Annotated in this window: 9 protein-coding genes; 3 read left to right on the forward strand and 6 right to left on the reverse strand. The window is 50.9% G+C overall.

Annotated features, from left to right (window positions below; translation table 11 throughout):
* The first annotated feature begins 21 nt into the window (after positions 1–21).
* The 3 genes from parC (at position 22) to idi (ending at position 3,666) form a co-directional block, all read left to right on the forward strand.
* A complete protein-coding gene (gene parC / locus BZG14_RS07645; protein ID WP_077608422.1) occupies positions 22–2,271 on the forward strand; it encodes a DNA topoisomerase IV subunit A in 2,250 nt (749 codons plus the stop codon).
* A 97-nt stretch (positions 2,272–2,368) separates the two neighbouring features.
* Positions 2,369–3,103, forward strand: coding sequence for a 1-acylglycerol-3-phosphate O-acyltransferase (locus BZG14_RS07650; RefSeq protein WP_077608423.1), 735 nt, complete (start codon positions 2,369–2,371; stop codon positions 3,101–3,103).
* A gap of 14 nt (positions 3,104–3,117) precedes the next feature.
* Positions 3,118–3,666, forward strand: coding sequence for an isopentenyl-diphosphate Delta-isomerase (gene idi, locus BZG14_RS07655; RefSeq protein ID WP_077608424.1), 549 nt, complete (start codon positions 3,118–3,120; stop codon positions 3,664–3,666).
* 104 nt (positions 3,667–3,770) lie between these two features.
* Here the strand turns inward: idi and BZG14_RS07660 are convergent, their stop codons facing one another.
* The 6 genes from BZG14_RS07660 to BZG14_RS07685 all read right to left on the reverse strand — a co-directional run bounded on the left by BZG14_RS07660 (position 3,771) and on the right by BZG14_RS07685 (position 10,149).
* Positions 3,771–4,163, reverse strand: coding sequence for a RidA family protein (locus BZG14_RS07660; protein WP_069361728.1), 393 nt, complete (start codon positions 4,161–4,163; stop codon positions 3,771–3,773).
* 68 nt (positions 4,164–4,231) lie between these two features.
* Positions 4,232–4,720, reverse strand: a complete 489-nt coding sequence (locus BZG14_RS07665; protein ID WP_077459418.1) for an arginine repressor — start codon at positions 4,718–4,720, stop codon at positions 4,232–4,234.
* A 175-nt stretch (positions 4,721–4,895) separates the two neighbouring features.
* A complete protein-coding gene (gene argF / locus BZG14_RS07670) occupies positions 4,896–5,900 on the reverse strand; it encodes an ornithine carbamoyltransferase (protein WP_077608425.1) in 1,005 nt (334 codons plus the stop codon).
* 27 nt (positions 5,901–5,927) lie between these two features.
* The gene (gene arcC / locus BZG14_RS07675; RefSeq protein WP_077608426.1) at positions 5,928–6,890 is read right to left on the reverse strand and encodes a carbamate kinase; all 963 of its coding nucleotides are present in this window, start codon (positions 6,888–6,890) and stop codon (positions 5,928–5,930) included.
* 56 nt (positions 6,891–6,946) lie between these two features.
* On the reverse strand, positions 6,947–8,167 hold the full coding sequence (gene arcA, locus BZG14_RS07680; RefSeq protein ID WP_077608427.1) for an arginine deiminase: 1,221 nt from the start codon (positions 8,165–8,167) through the stop codon (positions 6,947–6,949).
* 539 nt (positions 8,168–8,706) lie between these two features.
* Positions 8,707–10,149, reverse strand: a complete 1,443-nt coding sequence (locus BZG14_RS07685; protein WP_077608428.1) for a YfcC family protein — start codon at positions 10,147–10,149, stop codon at positions 8,707–8,709.
* Positions 10,150–10,364: the final 215 nt, after the last annotated feature.

Raw genomic sequence — 10,364 nt, forward strand, 5'->3', positions numbered from 1 at the left:
CTATAACGGGATCTAATTCGCATGACAGAGGTGACTTATGATGGGGTAGAGCAGCTTGCTCTGCGCCAGTTCACTGAGGACGCATACCTCAATTACTCGATGTACGTCATCATGGATCGCGCACTGCCGTTTATCGGCGATGGCTTAAAGCCAGTGCAGCGCCGGATCATTTACGCGATGTCAGAGCTGGGGCTATCTGCCACGGCAAAATATAAAAAATCGGCGCGTACTGTCGGGGATGTATTGGGTAAATACCATCCTCATGGCGACTCGGCGTGTTACGAGGCCATGGTATTGATGGCCCAGCCGTTTTCCTATCGTTATCCGCTGGTGGACGGTCAGGGTAACTGGGGGGCGCCTGACGATCCTAAATCGTTTGCGGCGATGCGGTACACGGAATCACGCTTATCACGCTTCTCTGAAGTGTTGCTGCAAGAACTCGGGCAAGGGACGGTTGAATGGGGGCCTAATTTTGATGGCACCATGAAAGRGCCTAAAACCTTGCCGGCACGCTTACCGCATATTCTCCTCAATGGGATCACCGGGATTGCGGTGGGGATGGCGACAGATATTCCGCCACATAATGCGCGTGAACTTGCTAATGCCTTGGCCGCAATGATCGATAAGCCAAGCCTGGACTTAGACGGTGTACTAGAGCATGTGCAGGGGCCTGACTACCCCACCGAAGCGGAAGTGATCACGCCGAAGTCAGATTTGAAAAAGCTCTATGCGAGCGGCCGTGGCTCTATCAAAATGCGCGCGCTGTGGCATAAAGAAAGCAATGAAATCGTGATCACTGCGCTGCCTCATCAAGTGTCGGGCGCTAAGCTGCTAGAGCAAATCGCCAATCAAATGCGGGCGAAAAAGCTGCCGATGGTGGACGATCTCCGTGATGAGTCGGATCATGAAAACCCGACCCGGATTGTGATTGTGCCGCGCTCTAACCGTGTCGATTGTGATCAACTGATGGATCACTTGTTCGCCTCGACCGATCTAGAGAAGAACTACCGCGTTAACCTCAATATGATTGGCCTGGATGGACGCCCGCAAGTTAAAGGCTTACAGGGCATCTTATCTGAGTGGTTAACGTTCCGCCGCCAGACGGTGAGACGTCGCCTTGAACATCGGCTGGAAAAAGTCCTCGCTCGCCTGCATATTCTAGAGGGCTTACTCGCCGCTTACCTGAACATTGATGAGGTGATTGAAATCATCCGCAGTGAGGATGAGCCAAAAGCCGAGCTGATTGCACGTTTTGGTTTGAGCGAGAAACAGGCAGAGGCGATCCTTGAGATCAAATTACGCCAGTTAGCCAAGCTTGAGGAAATCAAGATCCGTGGTGAGCAAGATGAATTGAGCAAAGAGCGCGATAAGCTCGAGAAACTGCTTGGCTCCGATCGTCGCTTGAATACCTTAATCAAAAAAGAAATCCTCGCGGATGCGGAAAAATACGGGGACGACCGCCGTTCCCCGCTGGTTGAGCGAGCAGAGGCCAAAGCGTTAACCGAGCGTGACTTGGTCCCCAGCGAACCCATCACTGTGGTGCTCTCAGATAAAGGGTGGATCCGCCACGCCAAAGGGCATGATGTGGATGCCTCTGGCCTTAACTACAAAGCAGGCGACAAGTTCCTCGACGCAGCACCGGGAAAAAGTAATCAACCCGCGGTTTTCCTGGGGTCTGATGGTCGCAGTTATGCCATAGAGTCGCACACCTTGCCATCAGCACGCAGCCAAGGTGAGCCGATTACTGGGCGAATTAATATCACCCCAGGCTCGTCGATTCGTCATGTACTAATGGCCGATGAGGGACAGTTCACATTGGTGGCCTCGGATGCCGGTTATGGTTTTGTCTGCAAGCAAGCGGATATGTTATCCAAAAACCGTAGCGGTAAGGCCTTACTGACCGTGCCTGATCAGGCTGAAGTGATGCCGCCACGCCAGGTTGTTGATTTGGAAAGCGATTTGATTGTCGCGATTTCCAATGAAGGCCGCATGCTGGTGTTCCCGGTCCATGAGCTTCCGCAACTGAGTAAAGGGAAAGGGAATAAGATCATTAATATTCCTGGCGCACGTGCCAAATCACGTGAAGAGGTGTTAAGTCAACTGTATGTGGTGCCGGCCAATGCCGGGGTGACCTTGCACGCTGGGAAACGCAAACTGACCTTAAAACCGGATGATCTCACGCATTATCGTGGCGAGCGAGGTCGACGAGGCAGTATGCTGCCGCGTGGTCTTCAGCGTGTCGATCACATCGAGATCCTGCCCGAACGCTAAGTCGCTACCGCCCCTGACTCCAGGGGCGGAGCGGGTGCATTTTTGCGCTGAATCGGTATACTGATTCGCCTTTCACGCCTGCTCTTTGGAGAGAGAAATGATTTTTGTCGTGCGACTGCTGGCTTTATTGATTGTCGCTGTTTTACTGTTTGTTTTTGGTGGGTTGTATTGCTTGTTAAGCCCTCGCAATCCTCGTAATTGCTACCATATCAGTAAGTGGTTTGGACGCCTCTCTGTTTTGTTCGGGATTCGCCTTGAACTGCGCTTCGCGGAAGGGGCCCCGCGTGAGCCTGGCGCTAGCGTGTGTATTGCCAACCACCAAAGTAATTGGGATATGGTGACCTTATCGAATGCGTTGATGCCTGGCGCGGTCACCGTGGGTAAGAAAAGCCTGTTATGGATCCCCATTTTTGGCCAGCTGTATTGGCTCACGGGCAACGTGTTGATTGATCGTGCCWATCGTAGTAAAGCCATGGGCACCATTGCACAGGTCACAGAGAAAATCCGAGCCAAACAATTAAGCGTATGGTTATTTCCTGAAGGGACACGCTCACGTGGACGTGGTTTGTTACCTTTCAAAACCGGCGCATTTCATGCTGCTATTGGCGCGAACGTCCCCTTGATTCCAATCGTATGTAGCTCGACACATCACCTAAAAGCGAACCGCTGGAACAACGGCCATGTGATTGTTGAAGTGATGGCGCCGATTTCGTCAACGGGCTACGATAAAGACAATGTCCGTGACCTCGCTAAGCATTGCCATCAGGTGATGAAAAGCAAGCTCGAACAGCTTGATGCAGAAGTGGCGGAGCGCAACCAAGGCGTTCGCTAATTGAGGATAGGTTTATGACTTCAACCCAGCGCCACCATGTGGTTTTGGTGTCACCGAGCGGTGAACCTCAAGGGATCGCTGAAAAGTTGGAGGCCCATCAGCAAGGATGGCTGCACCTGGCCTTCTCAGTGATGTTGTTTCGTTGCAACGAACAGGGTGAGCGTGAGTACTTGCTGCAGCGTCGGGCGTTGGACAAGTATCACAGTGGCGGGCTGTGGACTAATACGTGCTGCTCGCACCCCAAACAAGATGAGCCGGTTGCAGCGGCGGCGAAACGGCGTTTATACGAGGAGCTAGGCATTGCGCGCCCGCTTGATTTTACCCTGGGCCCGTGTTTTGAATACCGTGCCGAGTTGGATAACGGGTTGATAGAGCATGAATGGGACCAAGTCATCGCCTGTGAAGTCAGCCATGTCGACATGATCCCTAACCCAGATGAAGTAGCAGACTGCCGCTGGTGGTCTGAAGGGGAAGTCWAGCAGGCGATGGTGGATGCTCCCGAGCGCTTCACCGCTTGGTTTGCTGACGTTTTATCACGTATCGATGTGATGGCGCGCTGTTGATAAGCGTGCGCTATGCAACCACGAGATAAAAAAGCGGCGCCTGGAGGCGCCGGTTTTGCGTTAGCTTTTGGTTGAAGTAGCTTTTCGTTGCCGTCGCTTACCAATTAGGCTTGGCGCACCGCAATCGCTTCAATTTCGATATCAACATCCTTGGGCAGGCGTGCGACTTCAACGCATGAACGAGCAGGATAGCTTTCCACACCGTGCTCATCGAAGAACGCACCATACACTTTGTTGACATCGGCAAAGTCTTCCATATTTTTGACAAACACAGTGAGCTTAACAATATCATTCACTTTAAGCCCAGCAGCTTCAACCACTGCTTTAACGTTGTCGAGAGACTGACGTGTTTGTGCGGTGATTTCAGGCGAGATCTGGCCAGTCACTGGGTTGACGGGAATTTGACCTGAGGTCAGCACCATGTTGCCAAGGTCAACGCCTTGCGAATACGGACCAATAGCTTCTGGTGCCTGCTCGGTTTGCAGTACTTGGGTCATTGTTAGTTCCTTTGTTATAAAAAGCGAGACCTATAGTCTGCAACGGTTAGCTTGCCACGTAAAGCCGTTTACTCAGGGGCGAGGCGGTCTCGAACCACTTGTTCGCAGGCGGCAAGCTCATTGAGCTGGCGGGGGGCCACCAGGACAGTGTCGTTCCCGCCAACCGTTCCTAAGATCAAAGGATGTCGGTGCAAGTCGAGTAAGCGAGCGATCAACTGTGCGCCGCCTGGATGCGTTTTCACGACCACCATGGCTTGGCTACAGGTGATGTCATCGATTTGCGAGCCGACAGAAGATACCGCGTAGACAGGCTCCATGTCTCCGCTGAGCGCGTAGACCTTTTGCCCATGCGCATTGGGCACTTTGGCGACCCCGAGCTTGGATAGTAGGCGTGAAACGGTCGACTGGCTGACATCAAGATAGCCAAGTTGGACCAATTGCTGGCGCACGGCGTCTTGGGTGGTAAAGCTTTGCGTTTGCAGCAGGTGTCGACACGCAGAGAGGATATCGTCCTCCGGTGTGGCGGTTTCTACCGATAGAATTGCATCATTAACCACGGGCAACCCCTTATAATAAACGGCATTTCACGTCTATATCAGTGTATAAAGCTGATAATGCGTGATTCAATCGCATATGCTATCAGTTGCTTTTATAGGAAACTTTGATGGGTGTCACTGGGTGGTATCAATATTGAGAAATAGGGCGCCGAGCGGCGCCCAGAGTCAGATGGCGTTAATCGCCAAGGGTGGCAACCATTACCGCTTTGATGGTGTGGAGGCGGTTTTCTGCTTCGTCAAACACAATCGAGCAGTCTGACTCAAACACATCTTCGGTGACTTCTAGGCCTTTTAACCCATACTTTTCTTCGATTTCTGCCCCTACTGTGGTCTCGTTATTATGGAAGGCAGGGAGACAGTGCATGAATTTCACGTGCGGGTTCCCCGTGGCTTTCACCACATCCTTATTAACTTGATAGGGTTTCATCATCGCGACGCGCTCGTCCCACGCTTCTTTAGACTCTCCCATCGACACCCAGACATCGGTGTACAAGAAGTCACAATCTTTCACGCCTTCTTGTACGTCTTCGGTGAGCGTAATGCGTGCGCCGGTTTGCTCTGCGATTTCGCGGCATTGTGCGACGAGATCTTCTTCCGGCCAGAATGCTTTCGGAGCCACTAAGCGAATATCCATTCCCATTTTCGCGGCACCGACCATCAGGGAGTTCCCCATATTGTTTCGGGCATCGCCGAGGTATGCAAAGCGCATTTCGTGTAACTGCTTGCCGCGGCCATGTTCGAGCATGGTCATTAAGTCAGCCAAAATTTGCGTAGGATGAAACTCGGTGGTTAACCCATTCCAGACAGGTACCCCTGCGAACTCACCCAGCTCTTCGACAATATCCTGGCCAAAGCCACGGTACTCAATGCCGTCATACATCCGCCCCAATACGCGAGCGGTGTCCTTCATCGATTCTTTATGGCCAATTTGTGAGCCTGTTGGGCCGATGTAGCTCACCTGGCCGCCTTGATCAAACACAGCGGTTTCAAAGGCACAACGGGTGCGTGTTGACGACTTTTCAAAGATCAGAGCAATGTTCTTACCTTTCAGACGCGGTGTTTCATAACCGTTGTATTTGGCTTTTTTGAGTTCAATCGCCATGTCGATAAAGTGTTGGATCTCACGAGGTGTGAAGTCCAGCRGTTTTAAGAAGTTACGGTTGCGTAGGTTAAAAGCCATAATGGGCAATCCTCTTTGTTATGGGTCTCAGGCTTGTGCAGGCGCAGGTTGGCCGTGAGAAATATTGTTGTTATTGACTGAGTGTGGACGAATACGTGTGCCGGCTTGGCCTGCCAAAATCGCAAGGCCATCTTCGAGGGCACCAATCCCTACTAGCTTGCCGCCTTGGCGAATAAACTCGCAGGAGGCATCGATTTTTGGCCCCATAGAGCCGGCATCGAAGGTATATTGGCTGAGAGCATCGGGCGTTGTGTCGGCGAGTGCGCGTTGACTGGGCTCACCATAATTTAGGTAAACCGCGTCGGCATCGGTCAAAATAAGCAGTGCATCGGCATTGATTTGACGGGCGAGAAACGCAGCAGACATATCTTTATCAATGACCGCTTCAATACCTTTGAGTTGCCCCTCCTCTTGAATGACTGGGATACCGCCACCGCCGGTACAAATCACTAAATGCCCCTGTTTGATCAAACTGGCAATGGCATCATCCTCAATAATGCCAGTGGGTTGCGGGCTAGGTACCACCCGACGGAAATATTGGCCATCCGGTTTAATATCCCAGCCATACTTGTCAGCAAGCTGATTCGCCTCTTGTTGGTCATACACAGGGCCAATTGGTTTGGTGGGATTGGCGAATGCCGGATCCTTGGGATCCACCGTCATTTGCGTGAGCATGCAAGACACGTGTTGCTCTGGTGCTAAGTTATGTAGCTCTTGCATCAGCATATAGCCAATCATGCCCTGGGTTTCAGAGCCAAGTACATCTAAAGGGTAAGGAGTAACGGATTTGTATTCGAGCCCCTGCAGGGCTAGTAAGCCAACTTGGGGGCCATTACCGTGGACAAGCACTACATTGTATTGCTCACCAATTGCCGCGATGGTTTTCGCCGCTTTGGCAATGTTGGCGCGTTGAATGTCGGCTTCTAAAGGCTCGCCTCGACGCAGGAGGGCGTTGCCACCTAATGCAACGACGACAGTGGGTTTATTCATAATCATACTCTCTACAGTCGGTGGGGGCTGAGCCAGGCGCTCAGCCCATGCGAGGATTAAATACCATCACGATGAATCGGGCAGCTCATGCAGCGTGCGCCGCCGCGGCCGCGACCCAGCTCATCACCCGGGATGGAGAGAACAGTGATCCCGGCTTTGTCGTATTTCTCGTTGGTATAAGTGTTGCGCTCGTAGCCGACGACCACACCTGGGCGAACGGTCAAGACGTTGTTGGCGTCATTCCACTGTTCACGTTCCGCTTCAAAGCTATCGCCGCCCGTGGTGATCAGGTTCAGTGGGCCGACATCGAGGGCTTTTTCGATGGCGGTGAGGAAGTAGTCTTCTTCGCGCACATTGAGGTGGCCGCTACGGTCACCGGTCAGACTCCAACATTGGATGTCTTTGCGAATCACTTCGGGGTACACCGAGAAGGTGTCTTCACGCATGTGAGTCATCACGGTATCCAGATGCATGCAGGAGCGATGTTTTGGCAGCTCCATGGCAATCACTTGCTTGGCTTGGCCGTGTTTGAACAGGCTGGATGCGAGGTTTTCCACCCCTTGTGGCGTAGTGCGTTCAGACATGCCAATCAATACCACGCCTTTCCCTAAGACAGTGACATCGCCGCCTTCAATGGTGGCATTGTCATAATCAATGTTCTCGCCACCGAAGTAGGTAATAAAGTCGCCGTTCGCAAAGCGAGGGTGCCATTTGTAGATGGCCCTCAAGTGGTTCGTTTCACGCTTACGTGCGGGCTTGGCCATGGGGTTAATCGACACACCACCATATAACCAGCACGAGGTGTCACGTGTGAATAAGTGGTTAGGCAAGGGGTCAATGATAAAGTCGGATGGGGCGTGCATCGCTTGTAACATCGAGGTCGAGGCAATCGGTAGCTCGGAGTACGCTAGCCCCCCTAAGAACATGGAGGCGAGTTCGTGGTGGGGGAGATCATTGAGGTAGCAGCGAATATCGTTCGCAAATGACGGACCAAAGGTATAGTCCGAGATCTTAAGGTTCATCAGCCAGGCTTTGGCTTCGGGGACATCCAGGGTTTCGGCAAGGAGGTTTTGCAGCAATAACACCTCAACGCCCTGATCGCGTAGCGTTTGAGCGAATTTGTCATGCTCTTCCCCCGCCCGTTCCACTGACAGAACATCGTCGAAAAGTAAATCATGACAGTTTGAGGGGGTCAGGTGGGTTAAAGCACGCTCGGGGCGGTGCAACATCACGGTGCGTAATTGACCAATTTCAGAGCCGACATAGAAGTTGTTCATCTTTCTTTCTCCGTTTATCTCTGCTTGGCTTTTTATCGGAAGGGAAATAAAAAGTGCAGGTTTCTTATTGGGTACAGATTTATTCTAACGCGGTGAGCCGGTTGAACTTGAAGTTAGATCACATTGAAAACACTGCCTACGTTTCGGGGTTTTTACCCTGTGTTAATGGTATTTATGGCAGCATTGAAAAATGGTTTTTAATATTTAGTCACTTTTACTGAGTGCTTAGCGATATTATTTTTAAAGTGCTAGGTTTTTAGCGGTGGGTTTATACTTTTTATGCCTTTTTTATTTTGTTTCCATTTCACCTTATGCGGATTAAATGAATGATTATCTGTAGTGGTTTTTATATTTAACAAATGCCGACCGATTTTTGTTTTTATTTGTGATGACGATCGGTATTAAATCGCTTTGTGTTAATAATGTAATCTCAGTGTGAACGGAGTGGGGAAGCGTGCGCGGATAGCGGGGGACGTGATAGATATAAAAAAGCGCACTGCTTGATAGCAGTGCGCGCTACGCTAAGTTGATGACTGATATTATAACATGACGCCAAGGCTAAGCATGGCCATGATCATAATGGTAAGAATGCCAAGCAAGGGGGCGACCCATTTTATCCATTTCGCATAAGGCACGCGGGCAATGGCCAAACCCCCCATGACTACGCCGGAGGTAGGTGTAACGAGATTGACGATCCCCGAAGCCGATTGATAGGCGGTTACCACCAATTCGCGCCCGACGTTCGCAAAGTCGGCCAATGGTGCCATAATTGGCATGGTGAGCACTGCCAAGCCAGATGAGGAAGGCACCAAGAATGACAATAATACTTCCAACCAATACATCACGTTAATAAAGACGAAAGAAGATAAACCGCTGACTAAGCTCTCGGCACTATTAAGGATGGTGTCGGTAATCATGCCTTTATCCATAATCACCACGATCCCACGGGCAATGCCGATGATCAGCGCTACACCGAGTAGGTCTCTTGCCCCATCAATAAAGCTGGTGGTGATTTCTTCTTCGCTCATGCGTGCAATCAAGCCAATGATGATCGCAGCCCCCAGGAAGACGGCGGAGATCTCTGCCATCCACCACCCGAGCGAGGAGACGCCATAAATCATGACCGCGAATGCACCGGCAAAAATGGTAAGGATGACCTTACGTGTGGCGGTGAAGTCTAAGTTTTGATTATCATCGTGCTCGCCWAGGAAATGTTTTTTATTACTTTCATACTGATCATAAACAATCGATTGACTCTGATCGGCGCGCACTTTACGTGCATAGCGCATGACATAAGCGACGCAGATAAACCAGCCAATGACGAGGATGGCAAGGCGAAGCAGAATACCATCAGTAAAAGGGATCCCTGCTGCATTGGCGGCAATGACGGTCGCAAAGGGATTAATGGTTGAGCCTAACGTACCTATCCCTGCCCCAAGCAGTACCGTTGCCGCTGCCACCACAGGGTCAAAACGCGCGGCCATCATCACAGGCACGAGTAGCGTATAAAAAGGCAATGACTCTTCCGCCATACCATAAATAGTGCCCCCGGCGGCAAATAAGCCCATCAAAATGGGGATCATCCACTCTTCGCGTCCCTCCAGGCGTTTAGTGACGCGTTCAATCCCCGCATCAATGGCACCGGTTTTGGTGACCAGCCCTAAAAAGCCACCAATGATCAGAATGAACAGCGAGACATCAATGGCGGCGGCTTCATACGTTTGGTGGTTATAAAAGCCATCAATGGGGGCTAAAAGGACATCAACGATACCTTGCGGATTACTTTCAACTTGCTGATAAGTACCTGATATTGGAACTTGTTGACCCAGTTCTTCGTTAAGAGTGCGGTCGTATTGCCCGGCGGGCACCACCCAACTTAGGGCGGCGACGACGGCGATAAGAATGAATAGAATGGTATAGGCAGACGGGAACTTTAAGTTCGAGAGCCAGCCTTTTTTTTTGGGAACACTGTGAGTACTCATACTTTCTCCTCATACCTCTTATTAGCATCTATAGTGCGCTACACGTGTTGAGGTAATTCCGTTAATTTCACGTTATTTATTATTTTTATGCCGTGGTACATGGCTTTGCAATCATTGTAAAAGTGGTTCCCTTTTTACTTCTTAGTGATATCTCACAAAAGACGAGGTGGTTAATAGATGACCAAATAGACTTTTTTAATAAAAATGAATGCAGC

The organism is Salinivibrio sp. IB282 (assembly GCF_001995685.1).
GTDB classification, from domain to species: Bacteria; Pseudomonadota; Gammaproteobacteria; order Enterobacterales; family Vibrionaceae; genus Salinivibrio; species Salinivibrio kushneri.

What these genes read in the sequence shown, in the direction of transcription:
- arcA (WP_077608427.1), bottom strand. Translation starts at nt 8,167, where the DNA reads ATGAACAACTTCTATGTCGGCTCTGAAATTGGTCAATTACGCACCGTG.
- arcC (WP_077608426.1), bottom strand. Translation starts at nt 6,890, where the DNA reads ATGAATAAACCCACTGTCGTCGTTGCATTAGGTGGCAACGCCCTCCTG.
- BZG14_RS07660 (WP_069361728.1), bottom strand. Translation starts at nt 4,163, where the DNA reads ATGACCCAAGTACTGCAAACCGAGCAGGCACCAGAAGCTATTGGTCCG.